Consider the following 18,515-nt stretch of genomic DNA (forward strand, 5'->3'; position numbering starts at 1 on the left):
CCCCGTGCGACCGATGACCGGAGCGGGGTCTCGTCTCAGCCCGTGGCGCGGATGTCGACGAGGGTGATCAGACCGTCCTGGACCGTCACCCCGAGCTCAGTGAGGTCAGTGACCTGGAGGTCGGGGCCCAGCGCCTTGGCGCGTTCGCCCACGCCCACCACCTGCATGCCCGCCGCCCGAGCGGCGAGGATTCCCGCCTCGGAGTCCTCGAAGACCACGCACTCCGCCGCACTGAAACCCAACTCCGCCGCGCCCTTCACAAAGCCCTCCGGATCGGGCTTGCTGGCGCTCACGTCCTCGGCGGTCACCCGAACGTCCGGCATCGGCAGCGCGGCGGCGGCCATCCTGGCTTCGGCCAGTGGCCGGTCCGCGGACGTCACCAGGGCGTGCGGTGCTCTGGCGATCGCGGTGAGGAACGCCAGGGCCCCCGGTACCGGTATGACACCGTCCATGTCGGCGGTCTCGCGCTCCAGCATCACCGCGTTCTCGGCGTGGTTCTCGGCCATCGGACGGTCCGGAAGCAGTTCCGCCATGGTGGCGTGGCCCTGCCTGCCGTGGACGACCTTCAGTGTCTGCTCGGGGTCCAGACCGTGCTCCTGCGCCCACAGCCGCCAGTGGCGCTCCACCACCGCATCCGAGTTCACGAGGGTGCCGTCCATGTCGAGCAGCAGGGCCCGGGCGGTCAGGGTGGTGGTGCGTGCCGGCATTCGGTGTACTCCGTGCTCCGTAGCGGTGATGGGGATGGGTGAGATGGCGCGACTCGGCGTCCCCGGTGGGTGAGTGGCCGAAGTCGATTTTGTTTATTCATGATACAAAGCGGCACTCCCGTCCGCCACCCCCGGCCCAACCCCGCAGGCCAGATGCGCTCACAGCCACCACGATGGGAAGGACGCGGACCCTGAGGAGAACGCATGGCTCAGGAAGTGAGCACCACACCCACGAGCCCGGCGCCCGGTGAAGGCCAGAACCGCCGGCAGGTGCTGGTCGCCATCGGCGCGCTCCTGCTCGGTCTGCTGCTGGCCGCGCTCGACCAGACCATCGTCTCCACCGCCCTGCCCACGATCGTCAGCGAACTCGGCGGCCTCGACCACCTCTCCTGGGTGGTCACCGCCTATATGCTCGCCTCCACCGCTGCCACCCCGCTGTGGGGCAAGCTGGGCGACCAGTACGGCCGCAAGAAGCTGTTCCAGTCGGCCATCGTCATCTTCCTCATCGGCTCTGCGCTCTGCGGCGTGGCCCAGAACATGGCCCAGCTCATCGGCTTCCGGGCACTCCAGGGCCTGGGCGGCGGCGGGCTGATAGTCCTCTCGATGGCGATCGTCGGCGACATCGTCTCGCCACGCGAACGCGGCAAGTACCAAGGACTGTTCGGAGCGGTCTTCGGCACCACCAGCGTGCTCGGCCCCCTGCTCGGCGGATTCTTCACCGAGCACCTCAGCTGGCGCTGGGTCTTCTACATCAATCTGCCCATCGGAGTGGTGGCACTGTGCGTCATCGCCACCGTGCTCCACATCCCCGCGCGCCCCACCCGGCACACCATCGACTACCTGGGCACCTTCCTCATCGCCTCGGTCGCCACCTGTCTGGTCCTCGTCGCCTCACTCGGCGGCACCACCTGGGGCTGGGGCTCACCGCAGATCATCTCGCTCGCCGTACTCGGAGCCGTACTCCTCGTCCTGTTCGTCCAGGTGGAGCGCCGGGCCGTGGAGCCCGTGCTCCCGCTGAAGCTGTTCCACATCCGCACCTTCAGCCTGGTCGCGGTCATCAGCTTCGTGGTGGGCTTCGCCATGTTCGGCGCGATGACCTACCTGCCGACGTTCCTCCAGATCGTGCAGGGCGTCACCCCCACCATGTCCGGCGTCCACATGCTCCCCATGGTGCTGGGACTGCTGATCGCCTCCACCACCTCCGGGCAGATCGTCAGCCGCACCGGACGCTGGAAGGTCTTCCCCATCGCCGGCACCGGCATCACCGCGATCGGCCTGCTGCTGTTGCACCGGCTCACCGAGTTCAGCTCCACCTGGGAGATGAGCGCGTACTTCTTCGTCTTCGGCACCGGCCTCGGCCTGGTCATGCAGGTACTGGTCCTGGTGGTGCAGAACTCCGTCCCCTACGAGGACCTGGGGGTGGCCACCTCCGGTGCCACCTTCTTCCGCTCCATCGGCGCGTCCTTCGGTGTGGCCATCTTCGGCACGATCTTCACCAGCAGGCTCGAACGCAACCTCACCGCAGCCCTGCGCGGCCAGGACGTACCACCGGGCGCACGGGCCGGTGACCTGGCCGCCGACCCCCGCACCATCACCGAACTCCCCGCCGGGTTGCGCGCATCGGCGCTGCACGCCTTCGCGTCCTCCATCACGGACGTCTTCCTCTACGCGGTGCCGGTCGTCCTCGTCGCCTTCATCACCGCCTGGTTCCTCAAGGAGGACCGGCTGCGCGGCTCGGTCACCGCCCCCGAACCCAGCCAGACCCTCGCCTCCAACCCCGTACAGCGCTCATCCCACGAGGAGGTCGCCCGGGCCCTGTCCGTGCTCGGCTCCCGGGAGGGCAGACGCCATGTGTACGAGAAGATCACCCAACGCGCGGGCTATGACCTGTTGCCCGCATCCAGTTGGCTGCTGCTGCGCATCCGCCGTCACGGAACCGTCGAACCTGGCGTACTCGCCGACACCACCCCCGTACCGCTGACCGTGATCACCGATGCCTCCCGCCAGTTGGAGGAACGGGAACTCGCCCACCGCGAGGGCGTACAACTGCTGCTCACCGAGAAGGGGTTGGAGACGGCCGTACGTCTGGCGAAGGCACGGGAAGAGTCCTTGGCCGACTTGCTGGGGGACTGGTGGGGGCCCGATCGCCCCACCGACCTGGTGCAACTGGTCGAGGAGTTGAACGCCGAACTCTGCGGATCGGACGAGGAACGCCCCCACGGCCCGGGCCCGAGGGGCGACCACCGCGCACCCTGAGCACACGGGCGACTCACAGCTCCTTGCCGTACCAGACGTCCATGTAGGGGCCGGTGCAGTACGCGGGTATCTCCCGGTAGCCCTGCCGGAGGTAGAGGCGTCGCGCCTCGACGAGGTCGAGCCGGGTGTTGAGCACCATGCGCCGCGCCCCGAGCGCGCGGGCCTCCTCCTCCAACGCCGCCAGCAGCAGCCGCCCACCCTGCCGGCCGCGGTACGCGGGCCGCAGATAGACCCGGGTGAGCTCGGCCCGCTCGGCATCCAGCATCAGCACACCGCCACAGGCCGCCGCGACCCGCCCCAACCGTCCCACCACGAACTGCCCGGTGGGCGGGACGAGCAGTTCGACACCGTCTCCGCTGAGCCCTTCGGCCATCTCCGCAGGGGTCGCCGGCCGCTTCCAGTAGCGACCTGCGACCTCTGCGTAGTAGTCGTGGCGCAGGCTGCTGGCGACGGGCGAGTCAAAAGCTTCGGCGGTGAAGGACCAAGACGTCATGCCCTTCTGTACCCCGTTGCCCGGGCCGCTGGCCAGCGATTTTCACCCCGGTGTGCGGGCGACAGATGGCAGGGACGAGGCCGCGCTGCCCGCAGCCTGCGCCGGTGACTAGCACTCGGCGCCCGAAGACCGCGGGGCTGCCGTCTGGACGACCTCGAAGGACCACACGGTCGACCCGGTGGCGGCCGGCTTGCGAGCCTCGCCCTCCGTCCCTCCCTGGCCGTGTGCACTGCGCATCGAACCCGACATCCACGCCTCGAAGTCCGCCTCACTGCGCCACCGGGTGTAGACGAGGTACTGGTCGGTGCCCTCGACCGGGCGCAGCAACTCGAACCACTCAAAACCATCGGCGCTCTCCACGGCACCGGCCCGGGCCGCGAACCGCTTCTCCAGCACCTCACGCTGCTCGGCGGGGACGGTCAGAACGTTGATCTTTACGACGCTGGGCACAGGACACCTCTCAAGAAGTACAGGCCGGGCACCGCACCTGGCCTTCGATCACCTGGGTGCAGTCTGCTACATGCCTCGGTCAAGGCACTGTGAGGGTGCAGGGCGGGCCGTCTATGGCGCAGCTCACGATGCGGCGATCGTCCCGAAGCGGCGGGCCCACGGGCCTCGGGCACCCATCAGTGGCCGATCCACACCGCTGAAACCGTCGACCGTTGGGTTCCGTCTGCCCAGGGCGGGGCCCTTCCGCGCCCTGCCCCCCGACCGAGGCGAGGCCCCACCCGTGTTTACCGCGATCTTCCAGAATCACTACGGCTACTTAGCCACCCTCGTGCTCATGGCCTTGCTCCTGGGGGGTGCCGCATGGTGGATCCCCCGTCGGTTGGGCAAGCCCCGCGCCGGGTGGTGGGCCGGGCTTGTGGCCACGATCACCGGCGTGCTCGGTGTCACCTTCATGGGCAGCGGCAGGGCCAGCGGCCAGTGCGTCATCAACCATGACTTCACCCAGCCCTTCCAGGCGACGCAGGGGCTGTGGAACCTCGCCATGACGGTTCCCCTCGGGCTCTTCGCCCTGCTGGCCTCGCGCCGACCGTTGCCCGTGCTCGTGGGCGTCGTGGCGCTGCCCTTGGCCATCGAGTTCACCCAGGCTGAGGTGAGCGGTCTGGGGCGGGTGTGCGACAGCTCGGACGCGCAGATGAACATCCTGGGCGGCCTGGTGGGACTGGCGGTCGCCGCCTTCTTCATCGTCAGGCGGACGCCGCTCGACTGGCACGCTGGTACGAAGGCGTCGCTGATCGCCTCCGCGGTGCTGCTGGCGCTGGGGGCCGGTGTGGCCCGCCCGATGCTGACCTTCTCGCACGTGGACGGCACGGGTCTGTCGGCTGCGGACTCCGGTCAAGTGCGGGCCGTGGAGCAGGTGGTGGAAGAGGCGTTCGGCGATCGGTACGAGCTGGGCCGGGTGCAGGACCAGCCGTGTGTGGGGGCGCCGTGCAGGAACGTCGTATTCGTTCTGCTCAGCCGGGACAAACGGCACCCGAAGGCGTTCAGCAACGGCACTCTGTCGTGGCCGGACAAGAAGCACTTGAACGTGCTCCTGAAGGACAGCGACCGTCCCAGCGTCATGGGGTACCCCGTCCCGGGGGCGAAGGCGCCGTCCAATGAACGGGAGGCGTACGGCATCGCGCAGTCGTACATGCGCGAGCGCTACCCGTGGGGTGCGGACGCGGTCGAGTACAAGACATACCCGGTGGGCGGTAAGGCGGAGTTGGGGTGGATGACCAGTTGGCGCTGGGTCCATGACGATGTGCTGATGCCGAGGATGCTGGATGTACAGGTCGACAGGACCGGGCACGTCTCGCAGGTGGATGTGACGCTCGGCCCCAAGCGGTTGACGCTCGACAAGGCGAAGCTGAGCGCGGAGCAGGCTGAGAAGGCGGCGCGGGCCGCGATGATCGCCCGGCTCGGCCCCCGTGGAGAAGGTATCGAGGACGATCTACGGGGCGAGGCGTTCACGCTCAAGGCGGTCGAGCGGAAGGGCGCCTGGCGCCCCGAGTGGTTGGTCAATCTGTCGATCGGTGCGTCCGTGCCCGACCCCGACCCCGATGCGTCACAGACGGCGGAACTGTGGCGCGTGGACGCTGTGACAGGGCAGGTGTACGACGGTGCCGATGTCGCGGTGAAGGCTGGTTGAGTAGGCCGGACGCCTCAGGCCGGAGCACCGGAAGGAGGCCGCTCCGGACTAACGTCCGGCTGCCGCCGTCCGGTCGGGACCCGAGAGTCTGTGGGCATCCCGCATCCGGGCCCGCAGTTCCGGCAGGGCCGGGTGCCCTGGGCCGGCTGCTTCGGTGAGATCGTCGACGAGAGCGGCCAGTTCGATCGCCGCCTCCCTATGGCGCCCGGCCCGGAACAGCAGTTCCGCGAGGTGGCTGCGGGTGGCGAGCGTGTCCTCACCCCGCGGTCCCTGCATGCGCTGCCAGCTCAGCCGTGCCTCGCGGACCAGCTCGATCGCCGACCCAAGATCGCCGGTCTCCTGCCTCGCGACCGCCAGATTGCGGTACCGGAGCAGGGTCCTCGCGTCCTGGGGGCCGAAGATCCCCGACAGGCCGTGCAGCGCCCGTTCGTACCAGGGGATCGCCGCGGCCGGGTCGCCCGCCTCGTGGTGGGCGTTCGCGAGGTTGTCCGCCCAGACGAACCACTCCAGATGGTCGGGCCCGTACAGCTGCTCGGTCTCCCGCAGCATTCCGGCTGCCAACTCGATCGACTCCCCCTGGAGTCCCGCCCGGTACGAAGCCCAGAACAGGGCGGCCCTCCGCGCGCGCCGATCCTCGTCCCCCAGCGGCAGACGGCGCTCGTCCGCCCGGACGGTCTGCTTCAGCAGGGCGATCGCCCGGTGCGCCTCACCGGTCGCGAGCAGTGCCTCGGCCAGCCGAAAGCGGGTGGTGCAGGACTCCGGGGCTTCGGTGCCCAAGACGGACTCCCGCCCGGCCAGCGCCTGTGCGAGCGTCTGCTGCGCCTCGTGGGGACGGTTCGCGTCCAGTAGCGCCGAGCCGAGGTCATGGCAGGTGGACAGGGTGTCCTCATGATGGCTGCCGAACACCAGACGACGACGTGAGTGGAGTTCCCGGTACTGCTCGATGGCCTTGCGCAACAGCGGCCCATCGGGCTCTCCCGCCAGACCGGCAGCGTGGACGAGGGCGGCCAGGACTCCTTTGCGGCGCAGTGCTTCGGGGTCGTACGGCCCTCGTTCCCGCTCGGCGGCTGCCACGGACCGCACATGGCCACCGAGGAGTTCGGGGGTGAGGGTGAGGGGTTCGTCATCGTCGCGGCCGGGCGCCGCCGGTGTGCTCATCCCGATGTCTGTCTGTGGGGTGGGGTGCTTCGGTACTCCACCGCCGCACGGGTGAGGAGCAGCAGATCGCGCTGGTCGGACGGCAGCGACTGTACGGCGCCCCAGGACGGTTCGAGTTCGGCGGTGGTGAGCGCGGCCAGCGGCCGTTCCCAGACGGCGGCCGGGTGCAGCAGGTCGTGCACGGCGAGCGACGCACCCCTGCTCCTGCGCCGGAAGCCGCCCCCGGTGGCATAGGCGAGACGCCGGCCGTCTGACGAGGCAGCGACGGCCAGCGGGGGGCGATCGCTCGGTCGTGGTAGGCCCCGTGGTGCCAAGGTCGCGGTGTCGTAGCAGTGGGCGCGTCGCTCGCGCGGCGCCCAACCCCCGACCGTGCGCCAGGACGGTACGGCGAACAGGTGCCGCAGTCGGGGCGCGTTCTCCGCCGCGGCGACCATCAGCAGCCTCCCGTCCACCACCTGCCACAGGAAGACGCTGCCGCGATCCCCCACGGAGACCAGTTCATCGCTGGAGACGAACACCAGCTCCTCCACATTTCCATGGTCGGGGGGCGCTGTCCCGCGGGCCAGCGCCGTGGTCAGGGCCGAGTCGGTGAGCACCACCAACGGGCCGTCCGCAAAGGCCAGTCGGGTCCCGGTCGGGTCCGCGGCCACCACATCGCCGCGGCCCAGCCCGAACGGCTCTAGGGCGACCCTGCGCAGGGGCGCGCCGGGATGACCCAGCAGCGCCCCGGAGCGCGAACGCAGACCGATCACATAGCCGGCGTCGATCGCCACGGCGCGCGCTCCGTCCAGGAGCGGTCCGCTGCCCAGCCGTTCGGTGCGGCCGGCCCCGTACTGCACGAGTTCCCACGGCCCGTACCCGGGGGCCTGCACCGCCCTGGACCGGGATCGTCCGGACCAGGGGGTGCGGATCGCCACCACCTCGCCGGACGGCAGCGTGCTGAACGAGCCGTGGCCGGCCGGGCCCTCGTACAGCAGGGTGCGCCGTCCCGTGCCGGTGTCGAGCAGGTGCAGGCGTTCGGTGCCGGCGTCCGGGGCGGTGAGCAGGGTCAACAGCGGGCCCGTCGGAGCGAAGGAGAGCTGGCGGGCGCTGTGGATCGGATCGTGGGTGCTCACGACGGCCCTTTGGCCGAGTGACTGCGCCGCCTCGGCCAGTGAGCGGGACCGGGCGGTGCGCAGCGCGGTGGCGAGCGGTTGCGCTGCCGGGTCCTGCGGTTTCCAGCGCCGGGGGAGTCGGCGGGTGATGCGGGCCGCGTCGCCGACGGGCACGGCGAGGGCGAGTTCCCACAGGCCGGAGCGGTCGCGTCGGCGGCGCAGCTGCCGTGCCAGCCGATCGATCTCGCCCCGGCTGCCCCAGGCGACCCTGTCCCGTGCGGTGAGGGCCCGCAGGTCGTGGAGGGCCTTGGCCACATACGGCAGCCACTGCGCGGGGTCTGACTCGGCGAGTCTTCGGTGGTGTTCCAGTGCCTCCGTCAAAAGGGGCTCGGCGTCCGCCGTGCGTCGGGCCTTCGCGAGCAGTGAGCCGAGTTCGTGTACGGCGGTCGCGAGTTCGGGCCGTAGCTGCGGCCGGGTGGCGGCCAGGGGCCGGTAGAGGCCGACCGCCTCTTCGATGACCTCCGCGGCCTCCGTGATGCGCCCGACCTGACGCAACCGTCCGCCGAGGGTGATCAGGGCGGTGGCCAGTCGGGGCGTACGGGCCTTCAGGTCGAAGGGCAGCAGTTGCCGCAGACTGCCCACGGTGTGTTCGGCGGCGTCCAGGGCTTCCTGGTGCTTGCCGAGCTCCGCGAGCAGCAGGGCGCGTTGATGGGTGAGGTCCGCGTGTTGGGGTGCCGCCTTCACGAAGGCGAGGAGGTCGATTTCGCGCAGTGACGCATAAACGCCCTCCGCTTCCTCGGTCACCGCCAGGGCCCGCCCCAACTGGCCGCCGCGCTGAAGCACATCGCCGAGCCCGGCGAGGGCCGCAGCCAGTTGGGGCAGCAGCGCGGGGTCGTCGACGGCGAGCGTCCGGTAACGCCGTACGGAGTCCTCGCAGCGGGCGATCGCCTCGGCGGGTCGGGGCACCCGGGCCAGCAGCTCTCCGCTCTGGAGGAGCACCGCCGCCAGCATGGTGCCGTACGCGGGGTCGGCCGCGGCCAGTTTGCGGAAGCGGGTGACCGCCTCCTCGGCGGCGGTCAGGGCGTCCGTGGTGCGACCCGCCCGTCCGCGGCTGAAGCTGAGACCGGCGATCAATGCCGCTTCCTCCACTTCGTCCGGGGCCTCGGACAGGAGTTGCTCGACGGCGCGCTCGGTGAAGTCGGCCGTTGCATCGACGAGGGCGTCATCGGTCGGCTTCAGCAGGGTTTCCAGGCCGACGGACCGCACCACGTCCGGATCGAGCCGTTCCATGGCCGCGAGTGAGGTCAGTACGGCACTGCCGGCCCTGACGGCCAGTTCCGGATCGCGGCGCAGCAGGGGGAACAGCACCTTGTCCCCGATGTGCGGCCAGCGTTCGGCCGCGGCCGTCAGGAAGGAGAGCGCGCGGGGTGTGTAGGGCGGTGGCTGCCCGGCCCGACGTCGAAGCACGATGTGCACGGCCGTGACCGTCCACAGGTCGGTGGGATGGCCGGTGACGGGGCTGCCGGGTAAGGAGAGGGCGAGGAAGTCCTCGGCCAGTCGGTCCGGGAGCAGTGGGTGCAGTACATGGGTGTCGCCCGGCACGGACGGCGGGTAGCAGGCGGCGTGGTCGGCGAGGACGATTTCGGCGGGCTCGGTGAACAGCAGTTCCGGCAGCAGGCCGCCGGCTCGTTCCCTGCGTACGGGACCGGTGAGCACGGCGGTGAACACGGCCCTCGCCATGGTGGTCGTGGAGATGCCGTGCCCTTCCTCCGCTGCGCGGTTCTCGTGGCGCTGGGCCCAGTTCTCGTGCTCCCGGTCCAAGAGATAGGTGGTGAGCCCGATCAGGTCGTCGGGGGTACCGCGGTGGTGGGCACGGGCGTCCACGGCGACGAGCGCCGCCATATGGACGCTCAGCGTCAGCCCGAAGTCCGGATGGTCGAGTCCGAGGGGCGGGGGAATCGCGTCCGGGTCGGGAAGGGCCGGGTAGTGCCGGGCGAAGCCGCTGCGGGCCGCTCGGAACATGGCCGCCCGGTCGTCACCTTCGGCCCGGAGCGGGTGGAGCAGTTGGTCCGATGTGGCTGCCGGCCTACCGGTGCGGTCCCGTCGGGCCAGTTTGGCGCGGAGCGCGGGCCAGGCGTCGGCCGAGCGGGCGATCAGCAGCACCCGTACGGGTACGTCCGCCTCCAGCAGGGCGTTCGTCAGCAACCAGTTCAGATGGGACAGGGGCCAGCGGTCCGCGTAGTCCACCAGGAGCAGAACACCGGGGCGGCCGGAGACACGGAGGTCCTGGCTGCCGGCCTCCGGCGGCTCGGTGTCCGCGGCATGGACGGCGTCGACCACCAGCCAACCCCGGGCGCCACGAAGGCCGGCGAGCTCATGGGCGAGCCGGGTCTTGCCCTGGCCCCCCGCGCCATGGAGCCAGCGCACGCGCAGTCCGGGCGGTCCGTCGCACCAGTCGTCGAGTGCGGTCAGCGCCTCCTGGCGGCCGGTGAACTCGACGACCGCCGCATCGGCGCCGAGCATCCGACTGGGTGGCTCCCGGAGCCAGGCGGAGTCCTGTGCGGGGTTCGGCGGTCGATGGACATGGAGCAGATAGACGGGCATTCCATCGCCGAAGACATGGATGTCGGCGCCGATCGCCCCGTAGGCGAAGCCGCCTGCGGCGTGGACTTCCTGGTGGAGAGCGTCTGGAAGTCGTGGTTCCGGGCTCACCTGTGGGTCGCGCCGCCGTCCGTGGACGGCAGCCGGGGGCTCTGGTGGTAGACGACGTTCCCGCCCTGCACGGCGAACTGGGTGGAACCGTCCCGCGCGGTGTTGGTCTGCTGCCAGGTCGTGCTGGTGCTCGGACGCTCGTCGCGGAGGCGATCGACCAGCTCCCGCAGCGGCCCTTCGGCCTCCGGATGCTGTTCGAGCAGCCGGGTCAGGCGCAGGGTCCACAACAGGGCCAACTCCTCGCGCACCCGGTCGGCACGACCCTGTTCGGCCAAGGCGGTCACCGTGTCGGCGTCGTTGTCCAACTGGGTCTCGATCGTCGCCGGCCGGTCGGGGGCGTCCCGCCCGAACAACTGCACGACACCGGCCCGGGCTCCGCTCCAGACATCGGTGGCCATCGCTCCCACCAGCGCCGTCCCTCCGGCACCGGCGAGAGCCGTGAGCGCCTCCGCCAACATGTTCCATCCCCCATCGACAAGCCAACGCCGACCGTGTCGGCGGGTCGGTCCAGCGTAGGACGCACCCGGGGGCGGGGGGCGGAGCTGGCCCGCTCAATGGGCGCCAGTACATGGGAAGTTGCGTTCGATGCTTCCACCAGGCGAGTGGCACAGGACGAATCGTGCTTCCGCGGCGCCGGGGCATGTGGGGCAGGCAGGAAGACGCGGGCTGCCGGGCCGGCTGCCGCAGTGCCTGGAACGAGGGCCGCCGCGGGAAGCGAGCGGGAAGGCCGGGCGAAGGGTCGGCTCGGCTCTGGGGCGCGGGCCGTCCTGCACCTGTGCCGTAGCCGCCGAAACGCCGCCGGAACGCTGCCGGAACGCCGCCCGATGCAGAACCCGCCGTCCTCCGCCCGGTCCGCGGCAGTGGCCCCGTCCCGCTGGCAGTGGTTCGGAGATCCTCATCCGGCCCACGCTCCCCTGCGCCGGGGAGGGGCACTACCTAGTGTGGATCGTGCCACTCTCCGACCACCATGGATGCGAGGACGTCGTGCCCGCTCTCCCCTGGGTGAAGCCCCATCCGGCCCGACCCGGCACCGTCGCCTACGTCATGGCCTCGCGCTTCGAAGTACGTTCGCTGAAGGACGTGCCGCGCTTCCTCCTCAAGACCGTGGCCGCCTGGCAACAGGTGCGCAAAGCGCCAGGCGCGCTCGGCGTCTCCCTGGACGCCCACCCGTTCCAGCGGGTCTTCTGCACCCTCTCCGCCTGGGAGGACCGCGATGCGCTCTACACCTTTGCGCAGACCGAACCACACCGCGGCGTGATGAGCGCCATCCGGCCGGTGATGCGGACGTCGACGTTCACCTTCTGGGAGGCCCCGGTGGCTGATCTGCCCATCGACTGGGCCGACGCCAGAAGACGACTCGACGAGCAGGCGGCATCCGACGCCCGCTCCTAGCCGTACTGATCACGAGCATGGCCGGCAGGCCGCCCGGGCGTTCCCGACCCTCCCCGCGCCGGGCGCTCTACGATCACCCCTCATGGCACGGATCACGGGACTGCGGACCCACGGCGGCGCGATACGAGACCTGGCGGAACGCTGGCTCGAACGGCTCAGCTCCCCGAAGGACGGAGACTTCGTCTGTTCGCCCGCCGGGCTCTGGCTGGCCCTCGCGGCCATCGCATCGGGCGCCCGGGGCAGGACCGCCGACGAACTCGCCCAACTGCTCGGCGTCGCCGGTGCTCCGGCGGGCGCCGCGGTCACCGATGCCGCCGCCGCACTGGCCGCGACCGACTCGCTGGCCACGGCCACCCAGGTGTGGAGCACCGTGCCGCTCCGCGAGGACTTCCGTGCCGCACTGCCCGACATCGGCTTCTCCACCACCCTCGACCCTGCCCGGATCAACGCCTGGGTACGGGAGGCCACCGACGGAGCCATCGAGCGACTGCCCGCCCCCATCGATCCGTCCACCGTTCTCGCCCTGGTCAACGCACTGGTCCTCACAGCGCGCTGGGCGACTCCCTTCCACACCGCCCGCACCCGGCCGTGCACCTTCCGCGATGCGCGCGGACAACTCCACACCGTCCCGACGATGCATCGGGAGCTGCGGCGCGAAGAAGCATGGACGGTCGAGGGCTCGTACGTCGTGGAACTCGCCTGCGCCCCCGTACACGGCGGTGAACCAGCCCGGATCCGACTCGTCCTGGGCGCCGAAGGCAGATCCGCGGCCGAGGTGCTGCCCGCGGCCTGGGCCCGAGAGGCCGAGACCACCCCGGTGGCCGGCGATCAGCTGCTCCTCGCGCTGCCCCGGTTCGCCCTGCGCACCACCCACGACGTCACCAAGGACCTGGCGGCGCTCGGGGTGCACGAGGCGACCTCCTCGACCGCGGACTTCTCCGCTCTCTCTCCGGAGCCGCTCATGATCAGCCAGGTCGTTCAGGAGTCGATCGTCGAGGCTGCCGAACTCGGGGTGCGGGCCGCGGCGGTCACCGCCGTACTCATGGCACGGTCGGCAGCGCCGCGCCCTACTCGCGACATCGTCACGATCGCCTTCGACCGCCCCTTCGGCATCGCGGTGATGGACGGCAGCGGCGAGGTCCCGCTGTTCGCGGGGTGGCAGTCGGGCGCTCCGAAGGGTCCTGAGGGGTCGCCGTCCGAAGGGCCCTGAGCCGACCGGGGCCCTGACCTCGCGGCTCGGTGGGTCACACGGCCCGAGGCCAGGGACGGCGATGACCGGGCCCGAGAAGAAGAACGCTGAGGACAAGAACGCCGAAGACAAGGACCCTGAGGACAAGAACGCCCAAGATAAGGACCCTGAGGAGGAGGACCGCGAGTGAAGGCCGCCTCGGGCGCCGCCACGGCCTGCTAGGAGACGACCCGCGCCAGCAGGAACCCGTCGTACCCCTTCACCCCGACGGTCTGCACCGCCGTCGCGTCCAGCCGTGGCTCCCGAGCCACCAGCTCGTACATCTCCCGTGTGCCGACCACCGAAGGGTCGGTGCTGTCCCGTTCCACCACGGCCCCGCCCCGCACGGTGTTGTCGACGATGATCAGGCTGCCGGGCCGGGAGAGCTTGAGCGCCCACTCCATGTAGTGGGGGTTGTTCTTCTTGTCCGCGTCGATGAAGAACAGGTCGAAGGGGCCCGCGCCGGGCTCGGCGGCCAGCTTCGGCAGTGTCTCCAGCGCCGCACCCGTGCGTACCTCCGCGATGTGGTCGAGTCCGGCACGGGCCAGGTTCCCCCGCGCCACCTCGGCGTGCTCCGGGCTGTACTCCAGCGAGATCAGCCGACCCCCGTCGGGCAGCGCCCGCGCCAGCCAGATCGTGCTGTAGCCGCCCAGGGTGCCGATTTCCAGGATCGTGCGCGCGCCCATCGAGGCGGCCAGCAGATGCAACAGCTTGCCCTGGTTGCCCGCCACCGCGATCGACGGCAACCCCGCCGACTCGCTCGACGTGAGCGCGGTCGTCAACGCGTCGTCATCCGGTGCCAGGAGATCGGTGAGATAGCGGTCCACCGCCTCCCACCGCGCCTGGGCGGCCTGCTCGGCGGTGTCGTGTGCGTGCTGTGATCCCTCGGGCAACTTTTCCGTCATGGTCAACAACCTAAGGGTTGTCCCGTGATCCACCGATGGGCGCGCGACGACGGCTGCGGGACTCTCAGCGGCCCGCACAGCAGGCGGCGCCCCAGATCGCGCTGCCGGCCTACGGGATGCGCCCGACTCGGTACGAGTGGGTCTTCCGGTGCGCGAGAGATGGCGGCCGGCGCGTACACGGGTCGGCCGAGTGCGGGAGGGCCTTAGCGGAGACGGGGATTCCAGGCCCGTATCAGAGCCGACCTGGCAAACCGTGCGTCCGACGTCTTGTATGTTCCCCCGCATACCTCTTTCGCGCCCGACCTGGCGCCCGCCGACGGATATCCGAGCAAATCGGGATGACTGTCAGGCAAAGAGGGGGTTGCCGCAGTCTCTTGGGACGGGCAATGCGAGGCTCTCTGAGCCAGATGACCACGATGGTAACGGAACGTAGGGGAGGCGCGGCGCGACGTGGCGAACGCGGAGCACAGCGTGCGCGGGAGTGCAACGACGGACTCAAGATTGGGCGCGGCCAGGCTCGCCCTATGGCTTGTGGCCGCCGTCCTCGCCATACGACAGACAGCGATGGTCCTCCGTCAACCCCCTGGTGAGCGGTTCCTGGACCTGGAGACCTGGGTCGGTCCCGACGGCGGGCTCCATCTGGACGGCTCGCTGTACACGGACGACCGGTTCACCGGCACCCCGTTCGCGGGGCTGCTGTTCAACCCCCTCACCCGGACCGCCGAGCAGGCGCTCGGCATCGCCTGGACCCTCGGCACCCTCCTGCTGGTCGCTGGCATAGGACTGCTGGTGGCGCGCTCGCTGCCCGCTCCGGTGTCCCGGCGCAGCAGCCTCCTCGCAGCCCCCCTCGCCATCGTGCTGCTGCTGATCTCGCTCCCGGTGCGCAACAGCTTCCACCTCGGGCAGATCAGTGTCATTCCGGTGCTGCTGGTGCTGCTGGGCGTGCTCGCCGTCCGCGAGGAGCGCGCGGCGGGGCTGCTCATCGGAGTCGCCGCCGCCCTGCAACCCACGGTGCTGCTGTTCGCGCCGCTGTTGTGGTTCACCGGGCGCAGACGCGCGGCGATCACCTCCGGCTCCACCTTCGCGGTGTGCACCGTGCTGGCCTGGGCCGCCCTGCCGAGCGACTCCACCACGTACTGGTTCGACCATGTCGTCGGCACCGGACTGGGCAGCCACCCCGACGGGCTGGCCAACCAGTCGCTGCACGGCGCACTGCTGCGTTTCGGTCTCGAAGGGCCGCTGGAGATAGGGCTCTATCTGGTCCTGGCCGCCGCTGTGGCGTGGTTCGGACTGCGCAGGGCCGTGCGGTACGCGCAGGACGGACAGTTGCTGCTCGCCGTGGCGGTGGTCGGATGCGTCGCCATCGCCGTGGCGCCCACCACCTGGCAGCACCAGTTGGTGTGGCTGCTGCTCGCGGCCGTCGGCCGGGTGGGCAAGCGGGCGTCCGACCGGATGCTGTGGCCCGTGCTGATCGTGCTGACGGTCACCCTGCCCAGCAAGATGCTGCTGCCGAACATGGTGGTGCTGGAGCCGATCCGCCACAACGCCGTACTGATCGCGGCACTCGCGGCTGCCTGTGCGGTCCCCTTCCTGGCGCGGACCTCTCCGCACTTCGGGCGTCCCGTTCCCACCGAGTACGTCACCCCGGCGCCCTCGCGCTGGAGCCGCATCCCCCTGCTGCCGTTCTGGCGTCGCGTGGTGACCCGGCCCAATCTGCTGCTGGAGCTGATGGTCATCAGGGCCGGGTACTCGATCTACTCCAGGATCAGACTGGAGGCCACCGGCAGTGTGGACGAGGCCAGGGAACACGGCCGGCAGATCCACTCCATCGAGCAGGCGCTCGGCTTCGACATCGAGCACTGGTTCAACCACGCAGTGGTGGACGTGGAGTGGCTGGAGGCGTTCTTCAACTTCTACTACACCTCGTTCCACTTCCCCATCCCGTTGATCATCCTCGCCCTGCTCTACATCCGCCGCCCTGGGGACTACCGCTGGGCGCGTTCCGCCCTCGCCTTCGCGACCCTGCTCGCGCTCGTGGGCTTCTGGTTCTACCCGCTCTCGCCGCCACGGCTGATGCCGGGCATGGGCTTCATCGACACCGTCCACAAGACGGCGGACCTGAGCAAGCCCGAGTTCGGTGCGATGACCGCGGTCACCAACCAGTACGCGGCGATGCCGTCGCTCCACTTCGGCTGGTCGCTGTGGTGCGGTGTGGTCGCCGTGATGCTGGCACCGAAGCTGTGGATGAAGCTGCTCGGACTGATCCACCCGTTCATCACGCTCTGCGTGATCGTCGGTACGGCGAACCACTGGATCCTCGATGCGGTCGGCGGCGCGGTGGTGGTGGGCGTCGGCTTCGCGCTCACCTATGTGCTCTCCGGTCGGCGCAAGCTGCTGCCCGTGGCACCGGTGGTGCTGCCGAGTGCGCGCGAACCGGAACCCGAGCGGGCGTCCGTTCCCGTTGCCCGTGGGCGGGGGAGTGCGGCACCGGAGCCGGCCATGGCCGGCGGGGGTCACGAGGACCCGGAAGGCGAAGCGCGCGCCGAGCCCGCGGTCCCGAAGTAGCAGGGCCTGGCAGGGCCCCCGGGGGCCAGGAGAACCCGGCCCCCGGGGTGGATCGCCGCTCCTGCCAGCATCTGACGACGGCCCGTTTCCCGCCACCGGAGACGGGCCGCGGTCGTGCCGGGCCCGATCCCGCTCAGCGCCCGAGCCTCGCTCAGGGGCTGTGAACGGCTCTGGGCCCGAGTCTCGCTCAGGGGCCGTGAACGGGGCTCTGGGCCCGGAGAGACGACTGAGCGCACGCCCGGAAGGACGTGCGCTCAGCGGTCAGGCCGGGTCAGGGGGCAGGTCAGTACCAGCCCTGGACCTGCCAGGAGGACCAGGCACCGCAGGCGCTGCCGTAGCGGTCCTTCATGTAGTCAAGGCCCCACTCGATCTGGGTGGCGGGGTTGGTGCGCCAGTCGGAACCGGCGGTGGCCATCTTGGTGCCCGGCAGGGCCTGCACCAGGCCGTAGGCACCGCTGGACGGGTTGGACGCGTCGGTGTCCCAGTTGCTCTCCCGCTCAACGATCTTGCTGAAGCACTGGAACTGCGCCTCGTCGTTGATCATCTTCTTGGCGATCGTCTTCGCGGACGCGACCTCGGCCGCGGCGGGCGCAGCAGTGGGAGCAGCCGATGCGGTGGGAGCGTTGACACCCATCACCATCGCGGCGGACGTGACCGCCAGGGCGGAGCCCACCAGGGCGGTCTTCGGGCGAATGGCGATGCGGCTGAGGATGGAGCGGGTCACTAACGGCACCTAACGTCGGGTACGGGGGCTGTCGCCCGGCGCCCGACCCGTCCGTACGACGGAGGAGGAAGCCGGTGGATGCGAGCCCTCCCGACGGAGCGGGAGGGCAGCGCACTGAGCGACCGGACCAGTGTTAGCGGCCCGCGGAAGCGGTGGCAACGAGCCCCGGTACTAGTCCGCCTCGCAACCGGCTCCCGGCACAGCGCTGCCACTTCTCCCGTATGCCCTGGTCACCGCGGTACACCGGAGCCGCACGGGATCTCCTAGGCCCTTTCGTAGAGGACCTAGGCCCTGTGGGGCGGCTCACGGTCGACGCTCCCCTGAGAGGCGTCAAATGTGACCTGCGCCTCGAACGCGGCACGTCGTGTCGCCCGCCGCAGCGCCTTCAGGATCGCCGGCCCGAGGGTGAGGGTGAGGACGAGGGTGATCACCGCCCGGCCCAGGTCCCAGCCCATCGACGTCAGCAGGCAGTAGGTCAGGAACCGCACCAGGTTCTCGGACAGCGGGTCCCCCGGGTGGAACGAGATGTTCGACGACACCCCCTGGAGGTACGTCCAGCCCTGGAGGTTCATGACCGTGCCGTAGGCGAAGGCGGCCACCGTCCCGTAGAGACCGAGCATCAGCACCTCGGCGCGGCCCCGGATGCGGTCCGGCCCCGGCAGCAGCCCCACACCCATCGTGAACCAGCCCATCGCCAGCATCTGGAACGGCATCCAGGGTCCGACCCCGCCGGTGAGCAGTGCGGACGCGAACATCGTCACCGCGCCCAGGACGAAACCGAACCCGGGGCCCAGCACCCGACCGCTGAGCACCATCAGAAAGAACATGGGTTCCAGGCCGGCCGTGCCCGCGCCCAGAGGACGCAGTGCCGCCCCCACCGCTGCCAACACCCCGAGCATGGCCACCGCCTTGGCGTCCATGCCCGTATCGGCGATCGTGGCCACCACGACGGCCACCAGCAGCGGCAACAGCGCGGCGAACAGCCAGGGGGCATCGGCGGCGTGGTCATGGAGGCCGGAGCGCTCATCGGCGAGCAGCGGCCAGCCGAAGGCCACCACTCCCACCGCGCTGATGAGCACCAGGGCGGCGATCGACCGGGGGCCGAGCCGTACGGGCCGCGCGGACCGCTGTGCGTCCACGGCCC

Annotated in this window: 14 protein-coding genes; 5 read left to right on the forward strand and 9 right to left on the reverse strand. The window is 70.4% G+C overall.

Going from position 1 to position 18,515, the window contains the following annotated elements; genetic code table 11:
* Positions 1 to 35: 35 nt before the first annotated feature.
* Entirely contained in the window at positions 36 to 707 is a 672-nt protein-coding gene (locus ACFXJL_RS11250) for an HAD-IA family hydrolase (RefSeq protein ID WP_384691258.1), read from the reverse strand.
* Positions 708 to 911: 204 nt separating this feature from the next.
* Between ACFXJL_RS11250 and ACFXJL_RS11255 the strand changes: the two genes are divergently transcribed.
* Complete coding sequence (locus ACFXJL_RS11255; RefSeq protein WP_384691261.1) at positions 912 to 2,963, forward strand: DHA2 family efflux MFS transporter permease subunit; 2,052 nt, start codon at positions 912 to 914, stop codon at positions 2,961 to 2,963.
* A 13-nt stretch (positions 2,964 to 2,976) separates the two neighbouring features.
* Here ACFXJL_RS11255 and ACFXJL_RS11260 read toward each other — a convergent pair whose 3' ends face one another.
* Both ACFXJL_RS11260 and ACFXJL_RS11265 read right to left on the reverse strand, forming a co-directional pair.
* Complete coding sequence (locus ACFXJL_RS11260; RefSeq protein WP_358882147.1) at positions 2,977 to 3,456, reverse strand: GNAT family N-acetyltransferase; 480 nt, start codon at positions 3,454 to 3,456, stop codon at positions 2,977 to 2,979.
* Between the two features lie 108 nt (positions 3,457 to 3,564).
* Positions 3,565 to 3,906: an antibiotic biosynthesis monooxygenase gene (locus tag ACFXJL_RS11265; protein ID WP_358882146.1), complete on the reverse strand. Its 342-nt coding sequence runs from the start codon at positions 3,904 to 3,906 to the stop codon at positions 3,565 to 3,567.
* Positions 3,907 to 4,240: 334 nt separating this feature from the next.
* Between ACFXJL_RS11265 and ACFXJL_RS11270 the strand changes: the two genes are divergently transcribed.
* Positions 4,241 to 5,593 carry a VanZ family protein gene (locus ACFXJL_RS11270; RefSeq protein WP_384691266.1) on the forward strand — a complete coding sequence of 451 codons (1,353 nt, stop codon included), beginning with the start codon at positions 4,241 to 4,243 and terminating at the stop codon, positions 5,591 to 5,593.
* Between the two features lie 48 nt (positions 5,594 to 5,641).
* On the opposite strand, the gene ACFXJL_RS11275 is transcribed toward ACFXJL_RS11270, so the two are convergent.
* Genes ACFXJL_RS11275 through ACFXJL_RS11285 form a run of 3 tightly spaced genes read right to left on the reverse strand, consistent with a single transcriptional unit; the run spans position 5,642 to position 11,015 of the window.
* Positions 5,642 to 6,751, reverse strand: coding sequence for a tetratricopeptide repeat protein (locus ACFXJL_RS11275; RefSeq protein ID WP_384691269.1), 1,110 nt, complete (start codon positions 6,749 to 6,751; stop codon positions 5,642 to 5,644).
* Positions 6,748 to 10,557 (reverse strand): hypothetical protein, encoded by a 3,810-nt coding sequence (locus ACFXJL_RS11280; RefSeq protein WP_384691272.1) that lies wholly within the window; start codon positions 10,555 to 10,557, stop codon positions 6,748 to 6,750. The genes ACFXJL_RS11275 and ACFXJL_RS11280 overlap by 4 nt, the downstream gene beginning before the upstream one ends.
* Complete coding sequence (locus tag ACFXJL_RS11285; RefSeq protein WP_384691275.1) at positions 10,554 to 11,015, reverse strand: hypothetical protein; 462 nt, start codon at positions 11,013 to 11,015, stop codon at positions 10,554 to 10,556. Before ACFXJL_RS11285 ends, ACFXJL_RS11280 begins: the two co-directional genes overlap by 4 nt.
* Positions 11,016 to 11,541: 526 nt before the next feature.
* Between ACFXJL_RS11285 and ACFXJL_RS11290 the strand changes: the two genes are divergently transcribed.
* A complete protein-coding gene (locus tag ACFXJL_RS11290) occupies positions 11,542 to 11,949 on the forward strand; it encodes a DUF3291 domain-containing protein (RefSeq protein WP_384691278.1) in 408 nt (135 codons plus the stop codon).
* 82 nt (positions 11,950 to 12,031) lie between these two features.
* Positions 12,032 to 13,159 (forward strand): serpin family protein, encoded by a 1,128-nt coding sequence (locus tag ACFXJL_RS11295; RefSeq protein WP_384691281.1) that lies wholly within the window; start codon positions 12,032 to 12,034, stop codon positions 13,157 to 13,159.
* Positions 13,160 to 13,356: 197 nt separating this feature from the next.
* Here the strand turns inward: ACFXJL_RS11295 and ACFXJL_RS11300 are convergent, their stop codons facing one another.
* Positions 13,357 to 14,082, reverse strand: a complete 726-nt coding sequence (locus ACFXJL_RS11300; RefSeq protein ID WP_384691284.1) for an O-methyltransferase — start codon at positions 14,080 to 14,082, stop codon at positions 13,357 to 13,359.
* Positions 14,083 to 14,532: 450 nt separating this feature from the next.
* On the opposite strand from ACFXJL_RS11300, the gene ACFXJL_RS11305 reads away from it, so the two are divergent.
* Positions 14,533 to 16,647: a bifunctional glycosyltransferase 87/phosphatase PAP2 family protein gene (locus ACFXJL_RS11305; RefSeq protein WP_384691287.1), complete on the forward strand. Its 2,115-nt coding sequence runs from the start codon at positions 14,533 to 14,535 to the stop codon at positions 16,645 to 16,647.
* Positions 16,648 to 16,930: 283 nt separating this feature from the next.
* Here ACFXJL_RS11305 and ACFXJL_RS11310 read toward each other — a convergent pair whose 3' ends face one another.
* Positions 16,931 to 17,371, reverse strand: a complete 441-nt coding sequence (locus tag ACFXJL_RS11310; RefSeq protein ID WP_358882135.1) for a transglycosylase SLT domain-containing protein — start codon at positions 17,369 to 17,371, stop codon at positions 16,931 to 16,933.
* 284 nt (positions 17,372 to 17,655) lie between these two features.
* Positions 17,656 to 18,510 (reverse strand): ECF transporter S component, encoded by an 855-nt coding sequence (locus ACFXJL_RS11315; protein WP_384691290.1) that lies wholly within the window; start codon positions 18,508 to 18,510, stop codon positions 17,656 to 17,658.
* Positions 18,511 to 18,515 lie beyond the last annotated feature (5 nt).

The organism is Streptomyces sp. NPDC059256 (assembly GCF_042753785.1).
Lineage (GTDB): Bacteria > Actinomycetota > Actinomycetes > Streptomycetales > Streptomycetaceae > Streptomyces.

Coding starts and splice junctions, on each gene's coding strand:
- ACFXJL_RS11300 (WP_384691284.1), bottom strand. CDS start 14,082: ATGACGGAAAAGTTGCCCGAGGGATCACAGCACGCACACGACACCGCC.
- ACFXJL_RS11250 (WP_384691258.1), bottom strand. CDS start 707: ATGCCGGCACGCACCACCACCCTGACCGCCCGGGCCCTGCTGCTCGAC.
- ACFXJL_RS11275 (WP_384691269.1), bottom strand. CDS start 6,751: ATGAGCACACCGGCGGCGCCCGGCCGCGACGATGACGAACCCCTCACC.
- ACFXJL_RS11260 (WP_358882147.1), bottom strand. CDS start 3,456: ATGACGTCTTGGTCCTTCACCGCCGAAGCTTTTGACTCGCCCGTCGCC.
- ACFXJL_RS11270 (WP_384691266.1), top strand. CDS start 4,241: ATGGCCTTGCTCCTGGGGGGTGCCGCATGGTGGATCCCCCGTCGGTTG.
- ACFXJL_RS11295 (WP_384691281.1), top strand. CDS start 12,032: ATGGCACGGATCACGGGACTGCGGACCCACGGCGGCGCGATACGAGAC.
- ACFXJL_RS11255 (WP_384691261.1), top strand. CDS start 912: ATGGCTCAGGAAGTGAGCACCACACCCACGAGCCCGGCGCCCGGTGAA.
- ACFXJL_RS11285 (WP_384691275.1), bottom strand. CDS start 11,015: ATGTTGGCGGAGGCGCTCACGGCTCTCGCCGGTGCCGGAGGGACGGCG.